Origin of the sequence: Aeromonas sp. FL131 (assembly GCF_049860615.1) — a bacterium.
Classification (GTDB): domain Bacteria; phylum Pseudomonadota; class Gammaproteobacteria; order Enterobacterales; family Aeromonadaceae; genus Aeromonas; species Aeromonas hydrophila.
The window spans coordinates 1,110,272-1,128,861 of record NZ_CP187595.1; the positions used below are offsets into that span (position 1 = coordinate 1,110,272).

Here is an 18,590-nt window from a genome sequence, read left to right on the forward strand (position 1 = left end):
TGGAATCAACAGGGTTATCCAATGAGTAATAATATTTTGTCCGGCAATCGTGAGCTGCATCTAACGCCCATCGAGCTGGATCTCAACACCCTCTATCACCCGCCCAAACAGCCGTTGACCGCGCTGGGGGTCGTCAGCGCCTTCATTCCGCTGTTTGGTTATGGTTGGCAGGCGATGACCCAGGATCCCGAGACCCACTTTCGCCATGAACTGGGCAAGCGCATCAACAAGCACAAGACCGACGAAGCCAATCTCATCCTGACCCTGCAGCTGGCCGGCATGCTCGACTGCCACTGCCTGCACATCACCCTGCCCTATGCCTTTGACGAGGCGCAGTTGGCGACCCTGCGCCAGCGCCTGCCGCGCTGGCAGCTGAGCCTGCACGACCTGCTGCTGGTGGCCGAGCTGCCGCTGCCTGCCGATAGCGTCGCCTCATAGCCATTCTGTCACCGCGGCAAAACTTAAGCCTTGCGATCCCAGTAGTGGGGGGCGAGATAACGCTCCTGCACGAATTCGATGAAACAGCGCACCTTGGCCGAGACGAAACGGCGGTGCGGATAGAGGGCATAGAGCCCCACCTGCCCCTTCTCCCATTCCGGCAGCAGTGACACCAGGGCGCCGGAGCGCAGTGCATCGCCGACGATGAAGGTGGGCTGCAATATGATGCCCTGGTCGTCACAGGCCGCCCGGGTCAGGGCCACCCCGTTGTTGGCACGCAGCGGCCCCTGCGGGCGCACGCTCAGCTGCTCGCCATCTCGTTTGAACACCCAGTCCGGCTGGGTCAGGGTGTAGAGCAGGCAGTCGTGCTGTTTGAGATCCTCCGGGGTGTTTGGCGTGCCCCGACGGGCCAGATAGGCCGGGCTGGCACATACCTCCAGTCGCATCATGGCCAGCGGCTTGGCTACCAGGGAGGAGTCCGGCAGGTTGCCGATGCGCAGCGCCAGATCGAACCCCTCTTCCACCAGCGCCACTCGTCGGTCGCTGTACTCTATCTCCAGCTTCAGGTCCGGGTAGCGTTCACGAAACAACGGCAGGGCGGGGGAGAGGTGCAGGTAGCCGAAATCCATCGGCACCGACAGCTTGAGGGTGCCCTGGGGCTGCTGGTTGTTACGGGTCAGCTGGCTGTGGGTCTCTTCGAGCTCCGCCAGCAGCGCCTGGGAGCGCTGGTAGTAGAACTGGCCTGCCTCGGTGGGGTTGACCTGACGGGTGGTGCGCGACAGCAGCCGGGTGGAGAGCGACTCCTCCAGCTGCTGCATCAGCTTGGAGGTCATGGCGACCGAGATGCCGAGCTGGTTGGCGGCCTTGGTAAAACTTTGACACTCCACCACCTTGATGAAGGTGCGCATGGCGGCTATCTGGTCCATCTTTCACTCTCAGTTGATAATTATTTTAATAAATCGTTGATTATCTATTCCGATATGGAGGTTAGCATCTTGGCTGTTGTTGTGAACCCCCAATATGAAGGAACGAACGGATGAAAATGACCAAGGCCCTGCTGGCCTCCTGCCTGTTTATGGCGGCTCCCCTGATGGCAGCCGATTACGACGTCGATGCGGCGCACACCACGGTGCAGTTCAAGGTGGGTCACCTCGGCTTCTCCGAACTGGTGGGCCGTTTCAATACCTTCAGCGGCACCTTCAGCATGGACGACGCCAACCCGGCGGCGGCCAAGGCGAGCTTCGAGATCGATGCCGCCAGCGTGGACTCCAACCACGAGCCGCGCGACAAACACCTGCGCAGCCCCGATTTCCTCGACGTGAAGCAGTTCCCCAAGATGACCTTCGTCAGCTCCGGCTACGAGGGCACCAAGGATAAGGGCGTACTGAAAGGTACCCTGACCCTGCACGGCGTCTCCAAGGAAGTGGCCTTCGATCTGGTCCACATCGGTGAAGGCAAGGATCCCTGGGGTGGCTACCGCAGCGGCTTCAACGCCACCACCACCATCAAGCGCAGCGACTTTGGCGTGAACTACATGGTGCCGAACATCCCCGACGAGATGAGCATCAATCTGTTCGTCGAAGGCGTGCGCAAGTAATGGGCGCGGCACTCCTGCTGCAAACCCTGGCGGCTCCTTTGGGAGCCGCTTTGCTGTCGTGGCGCTGGCCGCGGCTGGGGTATCTGTGGGGCGCCCTGGCGCTCTGGTTGGTGGGCTGCCTGCTGGGCGGTGCCTACGGGCTGCCGGTCAAAGCGTGGCAGTGGCTGCCGCTGACCCTGCTGGTGCCCGCCCTGGCGGCGCAGCTGGCCGACCAGCGGGCCGCGCTTGCGCTGTTTGCCGCTCTGGGGGCGCTGGTGTGGTGGCAGGGGCTGGCCTCGGTGCTGGCGAGCGAGCCTGCCATCTGGCTGGCGTTGCTGCCTGCCATCGCCTGGCTGGGATGGACCGGGCTGCGCGGTGACAGCCGCGAGGGGCTCGGCTTTGCCCTCGGCTTCATCTGGCTGGCGCTGGTGATCGGCATCGACGGCAGCCTGCTGATTGCCCAGCTGGCCGGCGCGCTGGCGGCTTTCGCCGGTTTCCGCGCTCTGCTCGGGGCCTTTGCCGGCAGCCAGGTGGCGCCCGCGGCGCTCGGGTTGGCGCTGGCCTTTGTGCAGATGCTCGCCTGGCAATACGTGGAAGTACCGCTGCTGGTGTTGCTGCCGGTCTGGCTGCTGCCCCTGCTGGAGTGGGCCTTGCGCAGCAAGCCCTGGATCCAGCGCTGGGCCATGTTGATCCTGCTGGCGGGCGCAGGAGCCGGACTCAGCCTCTGGAAGGTGTGGCCGGAAGCCTCGTTGTACTGATTTTTAGCATAAAAAACAGACAATTAACCCGAAAGTTGCCGACTTCGTCATAGTCTGCACAGATAAAGATTGAGCCCCATAGTGCTTTCAGATAAAAAGGATTTTCAATTATCTGGACACACACAGAACCCGGTCTGACCGGGTTCTGTTTGCCTGCTTGTTTGCGGCGCGCTAAGGAGGCCACAGTTGCGCAGTCAAGGATCTGAGCATCTGTTTTTTCGCCATTTCACCGAGCAGGGACGTCTCGACGGGCTCTGCATCCTGCTGGTTACCCATCTGCTTCCCGATCGCCCCCAGTTTATCCAGGCCCTCGATCAGATCGGGCGGATCGGCGCCATCCTGCCCAAACCCAAGTCAGTGCATGGACCGACCCTGACCTGGGCCCAGCAACACTATCCGGTACTGCCCCTCAATCGCCAGTGGACCAACACCCCGCAGGGGGTGATCGAGCACATAGCCCCGCTGGTGGCGCCCCATGAGCGGCTGATCATCCTCGATATCGGGGGCTATTTCGCCAGAACCCAGGTCACCCTCAGCGAGTATTTCGGCCCCCGTTTCCTCGGGGTGGTGGAGATGACCGAAAACGGCCATCAGCGCTACGAGCAGGAGATGCTGGCCACCCCGGTCATCTCGGTGGCGCGCAGCCCCCTCAAGCAGGCCGAGGATATCCAGATTGGCCTGAGCGTGGTCTACTCCGCCGAATCCCTGGCCCGCACCCTCAACCGCACCTTCAATGTCTGCCAGGCCGCCCTGTTCGGCTACGGCAAGGTGGGCCGCAGCATCGCCCGTGAACTCAGGTGCCGCAACCTGCATCTGGAGCTGGTGGAGACCGACGTGTTGCGCCAGGTGGAGGCGCTCTCCCACGGCTTCAAGCTGGTGGGCAAGGCCGAAGCCCTCGGTCGGGCCGAGCTGGTGATCTGCTCCACCGGCAACGGCGCGCTGGACTTGGCGGATCTGCAGCAGCTGCGCCCCGGCACCATGGTCGCCTCGGTCACCTCGGCGGACGACGAGTTTGCGTTCTGCCTCGCCCAGCTGCCCTGGCCGAGCGAGGAGGTGTGCCCCCACGTGCTGGCACTGACCCGCCCCGATGGCAGCACCATCTTCCTGCTAAACCGGGGCGAGGCGGTCAACTTCGTCCACGGCGCCGTCATCGGCGAATATGTCTATCTGGTGCTGGCGGAGATCATCGAAGGGGTGCGTCAGCTGGCGTTGCAGCCGCTGGCCCCCGGTCTGTTCGACCTGCCGCAATCGACCATGCGCACCATTGCCCGCCACTGGCTGGCCGACTTCCACGGGGTCGCCCAGTGAGTGCCTTTTTCTTAGCCGCCATTGATGGAGTGACGACATGAGCGACACGACGCTGCCCCCCCCCAAACCCCGCATCGAGATCCGCTACTGCACCCTCTGTCGCTGGATGCTGCGCGCCGCCTGGCTGGCCCAGGAGCTGCTCTCCACCTTCGACAGCGATCTGGGGGAGGTGGCGCTGGTGCCGGCCAGCAAGGGGGAGTTCCGCATCCTGGTGGACGGGGTGCTGGTGTGGGATCGGGTGGCCGACGATGGCTTCCCCGAGGCCAAGGAGATCAAGCAGCGGGTGCGCGATGTCATCGCCCCCGAGCGCGATCTCGGCCACGCCGATCGCAAGCCGGCCGCCGAGTAGGCCACAGCATCAATGACAAAGAGAGGGAGGCACAGGCCTCCCTCTCTCGTTGTGGCGTTCGCTCAATGGTCGTCAGCTGTACACGGCTCATCTTCGGCGGGAAGGCCGATATAGCGGGCCCGCTTGTGGGGCTTGAGGCGGCTCACATCCACCCACACCAGGCCGTCGATGCAGTGGTTGAAGTTGGGGTCGATGCCAAAATCCATGAACTGCACGCCGCCCGGCTCGCACAGCTCGGAGTACTGCTTGTAGAGGGTAGGGATGGCACAACCCAGGTTGTCGAGGCGGGCCTTGAGCTCCCGCAGATCGGCGCCGTAATCCAGCCCGGCAAACAGCGGCGGCGTGGCGGGGTAGGGGCGGCGCGACGGGGCGAGCGCGAGCTCGGGGGCAAAGTACTGGCGATAGAAGCTCACCAGCAGATCCTTGGCCGCCGCCGGCAGGCTGCCGGAGAGCGACACCGGGCCGAACAGGTAGCGGTAGCGGGGATAGCGGGCCAGATAGGCGCCGATGCCGAACCAGAGGTAATCGAGCCCCCGCTTGCCCCAATAGGCGGGCTGGATGAAGCTGCGGCCAAGCTCGATGGCCAGTGCCAGCCTGGGCAGCAATTTCTCTTCAAAGCCGAACAGGGTGTGGCTGTAGAGGCCGCCGAGCCCCTTGCTGGTCAGCAGTTCGGCCACCGGCGCGAAACGGTAGGCGCCGATGATCTCGAGCCGGGCCGGATCCCAGAGGATCAGGTGGTGGTAGTCATCGTCGAAGGCATCGAGATCCCGCCGCCTGCCGGAGCCTTCCCCCACCGCCCGAAAGGCGATTTCCCGCAGGCGCCCTAGTTCGCGCAGGATCACCGAATGGCTCAGCTCGTGGCGCCGGTAGAGGTAGATCCCCTGGCCATCCGGGGTATGGCCGAGCGCCTCGCAGGCGTCGATGGCCTGCTTGAGCTGACGGCGCTCCTCCGGCAGGGCGATGGGGGCCTCGGTGGTCAGCAACCCCCGCTTGCCGCGCCCGACTCGGTAGAGGTGGCTGCGCACCAGCCGGGCCGCGCTCTTGGCGGGCAGCTCCTGCACTCCGCTGGCCGGGATGCGGGCACCGATGGTGACGCCGAGGCGTTTCCCTTGCTGGCGAAACAGCTGCTTGACCAGCAACAGCCCCGCCCAGTCGTTGTGGAGCCAGGCGGCGAGATAGAAGGAGAGACCATTGCTCCCGTCCAGGTGTATGGGCACCAGCGGGGTGCGGGTGCGCTGGGCCAGCTTGATGAAGCCCGCCTGCCAGGGGCCGTCCTTGACCCCCTTGGGGCCGAGGCGCGACACCTCGCCGGCGGGAAAGATCACCAGCGCCCCTTCGCTCGCCAGGTGTTCCCCCATCGCCAGAATGGCGCGCCGGTCGGTCTTGCCGCCCAGGTTGTCCACCGGCAGCAGCAGGGGGCGCAGCGGCGTCAGCTGGGCCAGCAGCTGATTGGCCACTATCTTGACGTCCGGCCGGATGCGGCCGAGCAGGCGCAGCAGGGCCAGCCCGTCGAGGGAGCCGATGGGGTGGTTGGCGACGATGATGACCCGGCCGCTGGCCGGAATGTGCTCGAGCTGGGCCTCGCTCACCCGGTAGTCGAAGTCGAGCTCGGTCAGCGCCTGCTCGACGAAGTCGAGTCCGCGCAGGTGGGGATGGCTCGTGGCGAAGCGTTGAAACGCCTGCTCGTGCAGCAGCCAGCGCAGCCCCTGCCGGAGCAGGGGGCGCAGCAGACCGTGGGCCGAGAGGCGGGGCAGGTGTTGTTGTAGCAGGGCATCGACACTGAACATGGGCTGGGCTCCGATGAGTCGTTGCCCTAGCGTGACGCCCTTCTGTTCCCGCCCCATGGCAGCGGCATGACAGTTTGATGGCAAAGAGGGGCGCCGGTTAACCGGCTCCCCTCTTTGGTCATGGCGGTGACGATGGCCGGTTTAGCCGCGCCAGGCCGAAGTCAGGCGCACCAGCTCCACCAAGGTGGTGACCGCTTTCTCCATGGACTGCAGCGGGATGAACTCGTGCTTGCCGTGGAAGTTGTGGCCGCCGGTAAACAGGTTGGGGCAGGGCAGCCCCATAAAGGAGAGCCGTGCGCCGTCGGTACCGCCGCGAATGGGTTTGATCCTCGGGGTGACGTCGGCGGCCTGCATGGCGGCCTTGGCCAGCTCGACGATGTGCATGTGCGGCTCGATCTGGCTGCGCATGTTGCGATAGCTGTCGGTCAGGGTGAGCTCGATGCGCGCCCTGGGGGCCTCCAGCTGCAGCGAGGCGACCCGCTCCTTGAGCTGGGCCTTGCGGGCGGCGAAGCCCTCGTCGTCGAAGTCGCGGATGATGTAGTGCAGGCTGGTCTCTTCCACTGTGCCGTTCATCTGGGCCAGGTGGAAGAAGCCCTGATAGCCGTCGGTCGCCTCCGGGGTCTGCTCGGCAGGCATGGCGGCGTGGAAGCGGGCGGCCAGAGTCTGGCTGTTGATCATGCTGCCCTTGGCGGTGCCGGGGTGCACGTTGTTGCCGATAAAACGCACGGTGGCACCGGCGGCGTTGAAGTTCTCGTATTCGAGCTCACCCAGCTCGCCGCCGTCTACCGTATAGGCCCACTTGGCCGGGAAGCGGTCCAGCGGGAAGCGGTCGGCACCGCGGCCTATCTCCTCGTCCGGGGTAAAACCGACCCAGACATCGCCACGGGGGATCTCGGGGTGGGCCAGCAGGTGGTCGATGGCGGTGAGGATCTCGGCGATGCCCGCCTTGTCGTCGGCCCCCAGCAGGGTGCTGCCGTCGGTGGTGATAAGATCCTGCCCCAGGTAGTTTTTCAGGAAGCGGTAATCGCGAATGGCCAGCACCTCGTCCCCCTTGCCCAGACAGATGTCGCCGCCCTGATAGTTTTCGATGATCTGGGGCACCACGTGCGCCGCCTCGTAGTCGGCGGTATCCATGTGGGCGATGAGGCCGATGGCCGGCGCGTCCGGCTGGTTGCCCGGCAGGCAGGCGGTGAGGTAGCCGTATTGGTCCAGGGTGACCCGGCTCAGTCCCATCTGCTGCATCTCGTCGCACAGGGCGCGGGCGAAGACGAGCTGTCCCTCGCTGCTGGGACAGGCGGGATTGGTCGCATCGGAGCGGGTATGAAAAGTCACGTAACGCAGAAAACGCTCAAGCAAGGTATCCATTGGCAAGCCTCGTACCGGTGGGGAGGGGCCATTGTGGCCAATCTGGCGGCGCGGCTTTTTGCGTCAGCGCAGTTTTTGCCGCATTTTTTGGCGAAGATCTGGCTGTAAACGTGTAAGGTGGTTCAGGCTGTGGTTGTTGATATCAAGCACAGCATAAAATATCCAATTGCTGACATTTTTAAGCGGCTTGTGATGTGGCTCGGCAGGCGCTCAGCGCTGAGGGGGTCGGGGGCGACAACGGATGGCGCAAACCGGCGTTATTTTCAGGGTGGAAAAGAGGGGGTGGACGGACTTCTTCCCCCGCTTGCCAGGCCTGCTGGCAGCAAGATTTGATCGCCTTATTAAAAGCAGTTTTTGAACACTATTTTTTATTGTCACCGCTGGCGGTAAGTGTGTACACTCCGCGCCGATCCAAGGGTAACCCTGAGCAGGCAGAGGCCGCCAGACTCCCGGAAGATCAGACGCCTATAGGGCGAGGCACGCAGCAACGACAGACACTGCTAGGGTATGGTTTCTTTAATACCGGTTAGGCTCCGGTATCAGGGAGAACAACGGACACTCAATGTCCAGCTGACCGAGTGAGCCAACGGCTCATCATCTTCCCTTGTCATGGGCGGTCACTGGTGCTGAGCTGGCTGTGGTTGTTGTCGTCTATCAACACGCACGCGTGCTGACGCCTTCGCTTCTCTTCCTTGAAACCTTCCCTTGCTGTCGTAATGGCTGCCGAATGATGAACGGACCGCGTGGCTGATGCTGTCCGTCATCAAAGTACCGCGGCGCTGTTAGCGCAGCACCGCATACCGTTGAGCTTGATGTAAAGCCACCAGCCCCACATCAAGACTCGTTACTTCCCCAAGATCCACCAGGCAGCCTAGGCTTGCCGCGATGTGCAAGGGATGTGACGGAAGGGCCTGAGTCAACCCGCCGCGTAGTGCGCGCAGGTTGCAGGAGTCGCCCTTCCCGAGCCGGCAGGCCGCCTCGGCGCGCCGCACCTTGTCATCGATGGTCTGGATGTGATTGAGGGTAACGAAGGCGGCCACCGGCCGCTCATTTGCGAGGCATAGCCCATGACTAACTGGTCCAGCAAGGACTCCTTGAAGGTCTACAACGTTCCCTACTGGGGTGCGGGTTTTTTCAACATCAATGACGCCGGTCATGTGACCGTCGCTCCCGACAAATCACGCCCTGATGCACAGATCGTGCTCTCCGACGCCATCGAACAGTTGCGTCAATCCGGGCTGACCACTCCGGTACTGCTGCGTTTCCCCGACATCCTCAAGAGTCGGGTCGATGCGCTGTTCAACGCCTTCGGTCAGGCCATTGAGAAGTCAGGCTATGAAGGGGACTACCTGTGTGTTTACCCGATCAAGGTAAACCAGCAGCGTCGCGTCATCGAGACCATCAGCCAGTCCTACAGCGACAAGCCCCGGCTTGGCCTGGAAGCTGGTTCCAAACCGGAACTGCTGGCCGTGCTGTCCCATCACCATGAGCAAGGCTCGGTGATCGTCTGCAACGGTTACAAAGACCGCGAATATATCCGCCACGCCCTCTTGGGCAACCTGATGGGCCACAAGGTCTACATCGTGGTGGAGAAGCCCTCCGAGCTGGAAATGGTGCTGGACGAGTCAGCTCGTCTCAACATCAAGCCCAACATCGGGGTGCGTGCCAAGCTCGCTTCCACCGGCTCCGGCATGTGGGAATCGAGCGGCGGCTCCATGTCCAAATTCGGTCTGTCCGCCTCCCAGATCCTGGCGCTGATCGAGCGTCTGCGCGGGCTGGGCAAGCTGGACTGCCTGCAACTGCTGCACTTCCACCTGGGTTCCCAGATCGCCAACATCCGCGACATCCAGGGCGGCATCCGCGAGTGCGGCCGTTTCTACGCCGAACTGCGTCGCCTCGGTGCCAACATCGAAGTGGTTGACGTGGGTGGCGGCCTGGGGGTGGATTACGAGGGAACCCGTTCCCAGAGCCACTGCTCCGCCAACTACAGCCTCTCCGAGTACGCCAACAACGTGGTGTGGGGCATCGGCGATGTCTGCCGCGAGTTCGACCTGCCGCACCCGACCATCATCAGCGAGTCCGGCCGTGCCCTGACCGCTCACCACGCCGTGCTGGTTACCAACATCATTGGTGCCGAAGGGGTGGAGATGAACGACATCAGCGCACCGGACGACGATGCGCCCACCATTCTGCAGAACATGTGGAAAGGCTGGCTGGACCTGCGCAGCGAAGATCCCTCCCTGCTGGAGATCTTCCACGACTCGGTGGCTGACCTGGGTGACGTCAATACCCAGTACACCATGGGCTTGCTCAACCTGGAGCAACGCGCCTGGGCCGAGATGTTGCACCAGAACACCTGTCTGGCGCTCAAAGAGCTGCTCAACCCGGTCAACCGCAACCACCGTGCGCTGGCGGACGAGCTCTCCGAGAAACTGGCGGACAAGTGCTTTGCCAACTTCTCCCTGTTCCAGTCCCTGCCGGATGCCTGGGGTATCGGTCAGGTGTTCCCGGTGATGCCGCTGGCCGGTCTCGAGCGTCCGCTCACCCGCCGCGGCATCCTGATGGACATCACCTGTGACTCCGACGGTCAGGTCGAGCACTACGTTGACGGTCTGGGGGTCGAGAGCACCCTGCCGATGCCGGTGTATGGCGAGAACGAAGAGTGCCACGTCGGCTTCTTCCTGGTCGGTGCCTATCAGGAGATCCTGGGGGATCTGCACAACCTGTTCGGTGACACCCACTGCGCGGAAGTGTGGCTCGATGACGAAGGCAAGATGGACATTCGCAACGTGGTGCGCGGCGACACCGTCGACCAGCTGCTGCGTTACGTCAACATCGACCCGTCCGTCATCCGCGAGAACTACCAGCGCATCGTCTCCCACCCGGCGCTGGACGACGCGACCCGCAAGGCCCTGCTCGACGAGCTGGAGCTGGGTCTGCAAGGCTACGCCTACCTGGAAGACGAATAAGCCCAAGGCTTGTTCACCCGCCCCGCGAGACCACGTGGTGCGGGCATAAAAAAACGGCGCCTGCGGGCGCCGTTTTTGTTGCGCATGATCCGCAGCAGGCGCCGGCGGGGTGCATCTTGGGTTGAGTGCGGCTGATAGATGTCGGTGTTGGGCCCCATGGGCCGCAGATCCGGCAGATATCCGCGTCGGCCGTCGCTTCCCTTGATCTGCATCAAGTTTGCAGCGGCCGGGTTATCTTACGGTCAGAGTGATGTTGAAGGGATGTAACAAAAGGATGTGCGTATGGAACTTGAAAGGGACCCGAGATGCTATACCGACGTCTGTATCGACGGTAAGTGGTATCACTACGATCACTGCAGCACCCACGTCTACATGCTGATGGGGGGCGCCGCGCCGAGCCTGCAGCTGGCTTATGAGCCCAGCAGCGAGGAGGAACTTATCGAGATGCTCCGCCAGCTCGCCCGCTGCTGAACTACATTGCCAGCATTGCCAGCATTGCCTGCGGCCATCGGCAGCTTGCCGCTGGCCGCGCTTCATTTATCTGCTCAATTGTCTCGGTTTTGCCCCAGCAGTGTCTTGCCGAGCGCCTGCACGGCGATGGCCGCGGCGTAACCGGCGTCCGACTTGCCTATCTCATCGGCCACATAGAGGAAGTGGGAGCGATACTTCTCCACCGCCTCGCGCGGGTTGGCCGCGTCGATGAAATCCTCTTCCACCTCGAACCCCTGCGCCAGCAGCGCCTCTTTCTCGGGCAGGAAGGTGGGGGAGGCCATGTCGATAAAGGTGTACTGCTGCCGGTTGGAGGCCGGGATAGAGAAAAACTGGTACTTCGCCATTTGCGATACCTCGCCTGAACTTGTGTGTCGTGATGCGAGCTTCCTCTCGCCGAACTTTCGTCGAACTGTTTCTCGGGCGTCGAACTGATCCCCGGGCCTGTTGCAGGCAATAAAGGTAACGTTCGAATCTTGTTGTGGCTGAAGATTACCCCGCTTTCTCCTCATCGCACAATGGGCAGTTGATACTTTTTTCGCCAAGAAAAACAATGCAGCCTGACGGTCTGAATTGGCAAAAAAAGCCAGCCCCGGCAAGGGGCTGGTGATGGGGTGAGTGACGGGGGCTGGCTCAGAGCACGAAGCTTTGCACCATGGCACGCAGCTGCTCGGTGAGCTGGTGGATCTGGCGGGCGGCGTCGCGGGCCGCGTTGGCCACCTGCAGCGCCTCGTCGCTGCCATCGGAGATGCGCACCACGTTGCGCTCTATCTCGTTGACCACGGCCCCCTGCTGCTCGATGGCGCTGGCGATCACCGAGTTGGTGTCGACCATGCTGCCCACCCGCTCGGTGATGGCACCAAAGGCCTGCTGAGCCTCCTGGGCCAGACCGACCCCCTCCTGCGCCTCGCGGCTGGCGGCGGACATGGCGCTGACCGAGGCGCGGGCGCCGGTTTGCAACTGCTCGATCATCTGCTGGATCTCGACCGTGGCCCCCTGGGTGCGGTTGGCCAGCGAGCGCACCTCGTCGGCCACCACCGCGAAGCCGCGCCCCTGCTCGCCGGCGCGGGCCGCCTCGATGGCGGCGTTGAGCGCCAGCAGGTTGGTCTGCTCGGCGATGCCGCGGATCACCCCGATGACGCCACCAATCTGGCTGCACTGCTGCTCCAGCTGACCGATGGTCTCGGCGGTGCGCAGCACCTCGCGGTTGATGTGGTCGATGGCCTTGATGGTACGCTCGACCACCGCCTCGCCTTGGCCCACCACGGCCTGCGCCTCCTGGGTCATGCGAGCGGCCTGCTGGGCGTTGCCTGCCATGTCGTGGGAGGTGGCAGCCAGCTCCTTGATAGCGGTGGCCACCTGATGGGTCTCCCCTTGCTGATCGGCGATCACCTCCTGGGAGCGGCAGGTCCGCGCGTCGATTTCGGTGGCGCTCTCCACCACGCTGACGCCGTTCTCCCGCACCCGCAGCATCAGGGTGCGCAGGGTCTGCAGAGTCACGTTGTAATCCCGGCTGATGGCCGCCAGCTCATCCTGGCCGACGATCTCGATCTGCTGGCTGAGATCCTGGGCGTTGACCCGGGCGGCGATCTCCCGCACCCGACCCACGGTGCCGCGCAAGGAGAGGTAGGCGCCGATCATCAGGTAGAGATAGACCAGCAGGATGGCGGTCAGCGGCCCGGTCACCCACCAGAAGTGGTGCTGGTTGGTGGTCATGCGCTGGTGCAGGTCCGCCTCCAGCCGCTGGCGCACCTGACCCGCCAGCGCCGTGATGGCGGCATCCAGCCCATCCCCCAGCGCCAGCACCTCCTTGCTGGAGAGCTGCACCTGCTGATCCTTCATCATCTTGTTTTCCAGGGTGTCGACCCCCTGATGGGCTTGCTGCAGCAGGGCGTCGGTCTGCTGGCCCAGCTCGCTGCGATAGGCGGGGGCCATCTCATAGAGCAGGGTCAGGTCGGCCTCCAGCTCCTGCAGGGTGGCGTTGATGAGGTCGAGGCGAAAGCGCAGGGCGCTATAGCCCTGGGCCTGAAACAGGCCGAAGTCGGCGATGGTGGCGGCCCTGTCCCGCACCTGGGCCAGCAGATCGCGCAGCTGCGGCAGCCGCTCGCTGGCGAGCACCACCATGTAGTAGGTGCCGAGCGCGGGATCCTGCACCAGGCTGCTGGCGGCGGTGATGCTCTTGTAGAGGTGGCGTACCTCGGTCAGCAGCTTGTCGTGGCGCAGGTTGCTCTGATCCACCTCGAGCCCCAGCGCCTCGCTTTGCAGGCTGGACCACTCCTGGGCGAGGGTATCGAACACGGGGTTTTGCTGTTTGGTGGCGGCGAAGGCGGCCAGGCTGGCATCGACGGCCCGGGCCGCGGCCTTGACCTCCTCCTCGCCGACCGGGTTCTGCTCATAGCCGTGCCGGGTGACTAGGTTGCGATGGGTCAGCAGGGCCTGCTCGATGGCGGGCAGCGGCGCCAGCTTGACCACGCCGGCCAGCTCCTTGCGGGCCTGGGCGTTGTCATCCTGCAGCCGACCCAGCAGGTTGGTCATGCTGTAGGCGAGCGGCAGCAGCATCAGGCAGGACCAGAGCAAAAACTTGTACTTGAAGGAGAGCTGATTGCCGAGCCGGATGGCGGGCGTGAATATCCATTTCATATGAAGCCTCGGGCCCCGACGGGGCGTGTAGCGGGATGGCTGGATATTACTCCTCGTCGGGTGGCTCGGCTGGGGGCGGGGTGGAAGTTGTGATCCCCTTGGCTTTTTCCCATGGCGAGGGGGGCTGAATGGGTCAGAAAAACGGGCCACCCTCAGGGGGGCCCGTTGCCGATTGGAGAAGGTCGTGGCTCAGTTGAACGCCAGGAAGGGCGAGACGCAGAGCAGCAGGCCGGTGACGATGATGATGTAGAGGGAGGCCCCCTTGTACTTGTGCAGCGCCGGCACCTGATAGACCAGGTAGGCCGGGATGAGGCACCCCACCATGCCGAAGATGGGGCTGCAGATGGAGGTGAAGCTCAGCACCGGGGCGTTGAGCACGATGGCCCCCCAGGAGAGCAGCACGGTGAACAGCATGATGCCCTTGCCCACCAGCCCCTTGTTGATGCGATCTTCCGGCATCACCCGGCGCAGCAGGTTCATCGCCAGCCCCTGACAGGCCTCACGAAAGCCGAGATAGACGCCGAAGTAGGCGGTCATCACCGCGAAGATGTTGAGGGTGAGGCTGAGCAGCTTGAGGGTCTGGCCCGGCATGCCTTGCGCCACCATGGCCAGCGCCGAGATGTTCTCCTCGGAGGCCTTGACCGCCTGCTCGTGGCCCATGGCCAGGGTGAAGGAGACGGCGTAGAAGAACACCACCACGAACAGGATGCCAAAGGCGATGTTCATGGCGCGCATCGCCTTGAAGCGGGCCACTTCCAGGGATTTTTCCCGCGAGCGGTAGGAGATCACCATGGGGCTCAGGCTCTGGATGAAGAGAATGGAGGTGAGGGTGAAGGGGAGCATGACGATGGCATCCTTCAGCCAGTCACCGCTGGCCGGCATGGCGGTGATGTTGGCTGCATCCCACTTGCCCACCATCATCAGGCCGAGCACTGCTACCACGCTGATCTTGGTCAGCACCATGAAGGTGGAGATCTTGAACAAGAGGTTCTCGCCGCGCGAGGCCAGCGCCACCAGGGCGCAGATCAGTACCAGCCCGTAGAAGGGATTCTCGGAGAGCAGTTGCTGGGTGACCCCGAAGCTTTGCAGGAAGGAGGCGCTGTCATTGGTGATGGCGGTGGAGTAGACGAATACCCAGATCACCAGCATCACGAAGTAGAGGGCGCCAAGCAGCACGCCCCAGTTCTTGCCGAGGTAGCCGCTGATGACGCTGGGGTAGTCCTTGCACTCGGGCGAGGTGGCCAGGGTATTGATGAAGAGGCGCTGGAACATGTACATGGCCGGGTAGCCGATCACCGCCGACAGCAGAAACACCCACAGCCCCATCAATCCCACCTGCACCGGCAGGAAGACGATCCCCGCCCCGATGGCCATGCCGATGCTCATGATGACCCAGCCCCAGTCGGTGCTGTCAAAACGAACCGCTTCTTTCCATTCCAGCGTGCCCATCACGGGCCGGGTGAGTGTCGTACTGTGCGCGTCCATAAAATACCTTGTTTTTGTAGGGGTAAAAATCAGGCGCAAATATAGTTGAATAAAAAGCGGCAAAACAATGCTTTTTATCGCCCTTCTACCTAAAGAGGGAGACAGATCACGCTTTCAATTTGCGCCTGCTACCGAATTTATCGCTGTTTTTGCAGGTTTTAGTTGAATGGAATGCCTAATAAGCAAATAATGTTGAACAAGACGAGACTATTGATTGCAAAAATAATTGCATTTTAAGGAGTGGCGATATGAAAAAGATCATCGTGGCGGATGCCGCACCCGATGCCATCGGTCCCTACAGCCATGGCACTGCCTATGGCGACCTCATCTTTACATCTGGCCAGCTGCCGGTGTGCAAACAGCAGGGCGGCGTGGTGGAAGGGGGCATCGAAGCCCAGAGCCGTCAGGCGCTGGAGAACCTCAAGCATGTCTTGGAAGCCGCCGGCGGCAACCTGGATACCGTGCTCAAGACTACCTGCTATCTCGCCGAGATCAGTGATTTTGCCGCGTTCAACGAGGTTTATAAACGCTATTTCCTGAAAGATTGCCCGGCCCGCAGCTGCTTTGCGGTGAAGGATCTGCCGATGGGTGTCAGGGTGGAAGTGGAAGCGATCGCTCACATCGCTGGTTAATGTTGATAGAAAGGGTGTTCTGATGAAGCAAGCGTGGCAGCAGTATCTGCAGATTATTCAACAGGTTGTCAAACCGGCGCTGGGTTGTACCGAGCCCATCGCCGCCGCTTATGCCGCCGCCGTCGCCGCCCGGCAACTGGGCTGCAAGCCCGTCCGGCTGGAGGTGGTGGTCTCGGACAACCTCTACAAGAACTCCATGGGAGTCTATGTGCCGGGCACCGGCAAGATCGGGCTGGCCATTGCCGCTGCCGCCGGTGCCATCGGCGGCAACGCCGAGGCCGGGCTGGAGGTGCTGGCCGCCATCACGCCGGCCCAGGTCGCAGAGGCGCAGGAGTTGATCGATGCAGGCCAGGTGCAGGTGAGCCGTACCTCGGCCCCCGAGTTCATCTATTGCCGGGTCCGGCTGCTGGGCCTTGATGCAGAGGGCACCGAGCACAGCGCCGAGGTGACCCTGTGCGGCGGCCATACCCGCATCGTCGAGCAGCGCCGCAATGATGAAGTAACCTTCACGGCCGAGCAGGGCCAGGGCGGCGCCACCGGTGCCATCTGCGACGGGGTCGACATCAGCATCGCCGCCATTCATGAGTTCGCCACCCAGGTGGAGTTCGAGCAGATCCGCTTTATCCTGCAGGCCTCCGAGCTCAACGGCAAACTCTCCGACGAGGGGATGAACAACCCCTACGGCCTCGAGATCGGCCGCACCATGCAGCAGAACATCCAGGCCGGCCTCATCGGCGAGGACGTGATGAACCGCATCGTGATGCGCACCGCGGCGGCCTCCGATGCCCGCATGGGGGGCGCCAGTCTGCCGGCCATGAGCAACTTTGGCAGCGGCAACCAGGGCATCGCCGCCACCATCCCGGTGGTGGTCATCGCCGAGCGCTTCGGTGCCAGCGAAGAGCAGCTGGCCCGCGCCCTCATCATGAGCCACCTGGGGGCCATCTACATCAAGTCCCACTATCCGCCGCTGTCAGCCTTTTGCGGCAACACGGTCACCAGCGCGGCGGCCGCCATGGCCATGGTCTATCTGGCGGGCGGCAGTTTCGAACAATCCTGCCACGCCATCCAGAACGTGCTGAGCGACAGCGCCGGCATGGTGTGCGACGGCGCCAAGGCCTCCTGCGCCATGAAGGTGAGCACCTCCTCCGGGGCGGCGGTGCGCGGCTTCCTGATGGCGCTCAACAGCCATGCAGTGTCGGGGCAGGGGATCGTGGCGGGCAACGTGGAGCAGACCATTCGCAACGTGGGCCAGATGGTCAAAGACGGCATGTCTGCCACAGACAGCACCATTATTGATATCATGTCCGCCTGAGTGTCCCTGTCGGCTGCCACCCTTGCCCGGGTCGGCGGCCCTTTTATAAGGTTTCAATGTGAAGCTGCAAGAGCTGAGTCAGACCGATTTCGAGATCCTCAAGGCGATGGAGATCATCGTGGACGGCATCGCCGCTATGTATGGTCAGCACACCGAGGTGCTGCTGCACAGCCTGGATGCGCGCAATCCGTCGATCATCAAGATTGCCAACGGCCATATCACGGGGCGCAGCGTCGGTGCCCCCATCACCAACCTGGCGATGATGAAACTCAAGAGCGGGCAGGATATCTCCAGCCCCTACATGACCAAGTGCGCCACCGGCAAGACGCTGCGCTCGCTCACCACCGTCATTCGCAATGGCGAGGGGCAGGCCATCGGCTTGCTCTGCATCAACACCGACATGGATGCCCCGCTGCAATCCGTGCTGCGTACCATGATGCCGGAGTGCTTGCACGGCCACGATGGTCACGCCACCCCGGAGGTGTTTGCCCGCAACATCGACGAGGCCCTCAACAGCACCATCGACACCGTCAGTGCCGAGGTGCGCGGCAATGAGGCGGTGCCCCCGTCCCAGAAGACCCGGGTCATGGTCAACCAGCTGCACGAGCTCGGCATCTTCGAGCTCAAGGACAGCGCCCAGATAGCCGCTCGCCAGCTCGGCATCTCGGTTCACTCCATCTACCGCTATCTGCGGGAGATCAAGAAGGGCTGAGCGCGCGCCGCCAGCCAGCATTAACGGGTCAGCATTGGCCCGTTTTGTTTTTTCCGCCCCCCGCCTGCGCCTTGGCTGCCCCGGCGCATCTGTTATCATGCCTCTTCTGTCTTTGTTATCTCATTGAACCTGCTGGAGAAACCATGTCCCGTACCCTCTATCTGCTGCGCCACGGCCAGACCCGTTACAACGCCGAACTGCGGCTGCAGGGGCGCTGCAACTCCGAACTGACCGCCAAGGGCGAAGCCCAGGCCCTCGCCATGGGGGCTCGTCTGGCCAAGCTCCTGGCGGAGCCTGCCGACTGGACCCTTTACGCCAGCCCCCTCGGTCGGGCGCGCCAGACCGCGGAGCGGGTGTGTCAGCAGCTTGGCTTGGACCAAGCGCGTATCGTCTGGGACGAGCGGCTGGTGGAGTTGGGGATGGGGGAGTGGGAGAGTCGCCGGGTGCCCGAGCTGCTGGCGGCCCACCCCGAGCTGGATCTGGAACAGCCTGACTGGTATCTGCAAGCCCCTGAGGGGGAGAGTTTTCAGAGCATTCAAGGCCGGGCGCTGAGCTGGCTGCAGGATGAGCAGATCGCCGAGCGCGCCATCGTGGTCTCCCACGGCCTGTTCGGCGCCATGCTGCGCGGCGCCTATGCGGACTTGGATTACACCACCACCTGGCTGCAGGAGCTGCCGCAAGATGCCTTCTTCAAACTGAGCGACGGCCGCATCGAGCGGATCCCCTGCTGACCCAGACCAAAATGGCTCGCCATTGGCGAGCCATTTTTT

The 18,590-nt window shown here is 63.1% G+C and carries 18 protein-coding genes; 11 read left to right on the forward strand and 7 right to left on the reverse strand.

The genetic code is table 11. The annotated features are described in order from the left end of the window. Positions 1-21: 21 nt before the first annotated feature. Entirely contained in the window at positions 22-438 is a 417-nt protein-coding gene (locus ACPW75_RS05350; RefSeq protein ID WP_077095547.1) for a hypothetical protein, read from the forward strand. Positions 439-461: 23 nt separating this feature from the next. Here ACPW75_RS05350 and ACPW75_RS05355 read toward each other — a convergent pair whose 3' ends face one another. After that, positions 462-1,364, reverse strand: coding sequence for a LysR family transcriptional regulator (locus ACPW75_RS05355; protein ID WP_005299405.1), 903 nt, complete (start codon positions 1,362-1,364; stop codon positions 462-464). Between the two features lie 110 nt (positions 1,365-1,474). Here ACPW75_RS05355 and ACPW75_RS05360 point away from each other — a divergent pair, with 110 nt between their 5' ends. The 4 genes from ACPW75_RS05360 to ACPW75_RS05375 all read left to right on the forward strand — a co-directional run bounded on the left by ACPW75_RS05360 (position 1,475) and on the right by ACPW75_RS05375 (position 4,429). Further along, positions 1,475-2,035, forward strand: a complete 561-nt coding sequence (locus ACPW75_RS05360) for a YceI family protein (RefSeq protein WP_011705502.1) — start codon at positions 1,475-1,477, stop codon at positions 2,033-2,035. Then, on the forward strand, positions 2,035-2,772 hold the full coding sequence (locus ACPW75_RS05365) for a hypothetical protein (protein ID WP_077095546.1): 738 nt from the start codon (positions 2,035-2,037) through the stop codon (positions 2,770-2,772). The genes ACPW75_RS05360 and ACPW75_RS05365 overlap by 1 nt, the downstream gene beginning before the upstream one ends. A 186-nt stretch (positions 2,773-2,958) precedes the next feature. Next, the gene (locus ACPW75_RS05370) at positions 2,959-4,080 is read left to right on the forward strand and encodes an adenosylhomocysteinase (RefSeq protein ID WP_077095545.1); all 1,122 of its coding nucleotides are present in this window, start codon (positions 2,959-2,961) and stop codon (positions 4,078-4,080) included. A 37-nt stretch (positions 4,081-4,117) separates the two neighbouring features. Next, complete coding sequence (locus ACPW75_RS05375; RefSeq protein WP_077095544.1) at positions 4,118-4,429, forward strand: SelT/SelW/SelH family protein; 312 nt, start codon at positions 4,118-4,120, stop codon at positions 4,427-4,429. A 62-nt stretch (positions 4,430-4,491) separates the two neighbouring features. Here the strand turns inward: ACPW75_RS05375 and ACPW75_RS05380 are convergent, their stop codons facing one another. From ACPW75_RS05380 to ACPW75_RS05390, 3 genes are all read right to left on the reverse strand, one after another. Next, complete coding sequence (locus tag ACPW75_RS05380; protein WP_077095543.1) at positions 4,492-6,216, reverse strand: lysophospholipid acyltransferase family protein; 1,725 nt, start codon at positions 6,214-6,216, stop codon at positions 4,492-4,494. Between the two features lie 141 nt (positions 6,217-6,357). Next, complete coding sequence (pepT, locus tag ACPW75_RS05385) at positions 6,358-7,581, reverse strand: peptidase T (protein ID WP_041218310.1); 1,224 nt, start codon at positions 7,579-7,581, stop codon at positions 6,358-6,360. A 782-nt stretch (positions 7,582-8,363) separates the two neighbouring features. Beyond that, positions 8,364-8,621, reverse strand: a complete 258-nt coding sequence (locus ACPW75_RS05390) for a hypothetical protein (protein WP_143238953.1) — start codon at positions 8,619-8,621, stop codon at positions 8,364-8,366. Between the two features lie 27 nt (positions 8,622-8,648). Here ACPW75_RS05390 and speA point away from each other — a divergent pair, with 27 nt between their 5' ends. Together speA and ACPW75_RS05400 are read left to right on the forward strand one after the other, a co-directional pair. Next, on the forward strand, positions 8,649-10,550 hold the full coding sequence (speA, locus tag ACPW75_RS05395; protein WP_024943754.1) for a biosynthetic arginine decarboxylase: 1,902 nt from the start codon (positions 8,649-8,651) through the stop codon (positions 10,548-10,550). A gap of 282 nt (positions 10,551-10,832) precedes the next feature. Beyond that, entirely contained in the window at positions 10,833-11,021 is a 189-nt protein-coding gene (locus ACPW75_RS05400) for a hypothetical protein (protein ID WP_011705509.1), read from the forward strand. A gap of 74 nt (positions 11,022-11,095) precedes the next feature. On the opposite strand, the gene ACPW75_RS05405 is transcribed toward ACPW75_RS05400, so the two are convergent. The 3 genes from ACPW75_RS05405 to ACPW75_RS05415 all read right to left on the reverse strand — a co-directional run bounded on the left by ACPW75_RS05405 (position 11,096) and on the right by ACPW75_RS05415 (position 15,164). After that, the gene (locus tag ACPW75_RS05405) at positions 11,096-11,386 is read right to left on the reverse strand and encodes a hypothetical protein (protein WP_179101331.1); all 291 of its coding nucleotides are present in this window, start codon (positions 11,384-11,386) and stop codon (positions 11,096-11,098) included. A gap of 286 nt (positions 11,387-11,672) precedes the next feature. Beyond that, the gene (locus tag ACPW75_RS05410) at positions 11,673-13,679 is read right to left on the reverse strand and encodes a methyl-accepting chemotaxis protein (RefSeq protein WP_179101330.1); all 2,007 of its coding nucleotides are present in this window, start codon (positions 13,677-13,679) and stop codon (positions 11,673-11,675) included. Between the two features lie 189 nt (positions 13,680-13,868). Further along, entirely contained in the window at positions 13,869-15,164 is a 1,296-nt protein-coding gene (locus tag ACPW75_RS05415; RefSeq protein WP_218668658.1) for an amino acid permease, read from the reverse strand. 248 nt (positions 15,165-15,412) lie between these two features. On the opposite strand from ACPW75_RS05415, the gene ACPW75_RS05420 reads away from it, so the two are divergent. From ACPW75_RS05420 to ACPW75_RS05435, 4 genes are all read left to right on the forward strand, one after another. Then, positions 15,413-15,796 carry a Rid family detoxifying hydrolase gene (locus ACPW75_RS05420; RefSeq protein WP_005299455.1) on the forward strand — a complete coding sequence of 128 codons (384 nt, stop codon included), beginning with the start codon at positions 15,413-15,415 and terminating at the stop codon, positions 15,794-15,796. A gap of 22 nt (positions 15,797-15,818) precedes the next feature. After that, positions 15,819-17,108, forward strand: a complete 1,290-nt coding sequence (locus ACPW75_RS05425) for a serine dehydratase subunit alpha family protein (RefSeq protein WP_043166427.1) — start codon at positions 15,819-15,821, stop codon at positions 17,106-17,108. Between the two features lie 58 nt (positions 17,109-17,166). Beyond that, on the forward strand, positions 17,167-17,820 hold the full coding sequence (locus tag ACPW75_RS05430; protein ID WP_005299461.1) for a helix-turn-helix transcriptional regulator: 654 nt from the start codon (positions 17,167-17,169) through the stop codon (positions 17,818-17,820). A gap of 143 nt (positions 17,821-17,963) precedes the next feature. Continuing rightward, the gene (locus ACPW75_RS05435; RefSeq protein WP_077095539.1) at positions 17,964-18,551 is read left to right on the forward strand and encodes a histidine phosphatase family protein; all 588 of its coding nucleotides are present in this window, start codon (positions 17,964-17,966) and stop codon (positions 18,549-18,551) included. The last annotated feature ends 39 nt before the right edge of the window (positions 18,552-18,590 follow it).

Excerpts from the sequence above, each read along its gene's own strand:
- ACPW75_RS05350 (WP_077095547.1), top strand. The coding sequence starts at position 22 with ATGAGTAATAATATTTTGTCCGGCAATCGTGAGCTGCATCTAACGCCC.
- ACPW75_RS05355 (WP_005299405.1), bottom strand. The coding sequence starts at position 1,364 with ATGGACCAGATAGCCGCCATGCGCACCTTCATCAAGGTGGTGGAGTGT.
- ACPW75_RS05360 (WP_011705502.1), top strand. The coding sequence starts at position 1,475 with ATGAAAATGACCAAGGCCCTGCTGGCCTCCTGCCTGTTTATGGCGGCT.
- ACPW75_RS05365 (WP_077095546.1), top strand. The coding sequence starts at position 2,035 with ATGGGCGCGGCACTCCTGCTGCAAACCCTGGCGGCTCCTTTGGGAGCC.
- ACPW75_RS05375 (WP_077095544.1), top strand. The coding sequence starts at position 4,118 with ATGAGCGACACGACGCTGCCCCCCCCCAAACCCCGCATCGAGATCCGC.
- ACPW75_RS05380 (WP_077095543.1), bottom strand. The coding sequence starts at position 6,216 with ATGTTCAGTGTCGATGCCCTGCTACAACAACACCTGCCCCGCCTCTCG.
- pepT (WP_041218310.1), bottom strand. The coding sequence starts at position 7,581 with ATGGATACCTTGCTTGAGCGTTTTCTGCGTTACGTGACTTTTCATACC.
- speA (WP_024943754.1), top strand. The coding sequence starts at position 8,649 with ATGACTAACTGGTCCAGCAAGGACTCCTTGAAGGTCTACAACGTTCCC.
- ACPW75_RS05400 (WP_011705509.1), top strand. The coding sequence starts at position 10,833 with ATGGAACTTGAAAGGGACCCGAGATGCTATACCGACGTCTGTATCGAC.
- ACPW75_RS05405 (WP_179101331.1), bottom strand. The coding sequence starts at position 11,386 with ATGGCGAAGTACCAGTTTTTCTCTATCCCGGCCTCCAACCGGCAGCAG.
- ACPW75_RS05410 (WP_179101330.1), bottom strand. The coding sequence starts at position 13,679 with ATGAAATGGATATTCACGCCCGCCATCCGGCTCGGCAATCAGCTCTCC.
- ACPW75_RS05415 (WP_218668658.1), bottom strand. The coding sequence starts at position 15,164 with ATGGACGCGCACAGTACGACACTCACCCGGCCCGTGATGGGCACGCTG.
- ACPW75_RS05420 (WP_005299455.1), top strand. The coding sequence starts at position 15,413 with ATGAAAAAGATCATCGTGGCGGATGCCGCACCCGATGCCATCGGTCCC.
- ACPW75_RS05425 (WP_043166427.1), top strand. The coding sequence starts at position 15,819 with ATGAAGCAAGCGTGGCAGCAGTATCTGCAGATTATTCAACAGGTTGTC.
- ACPW75_RS05435 (WP_077095539.1), top strand. The coding sequence starts at position 17,964 with ATGTCCCGTACCCTCTATCTGCTGCGCCACGGCCAGACCCGTTACAAC.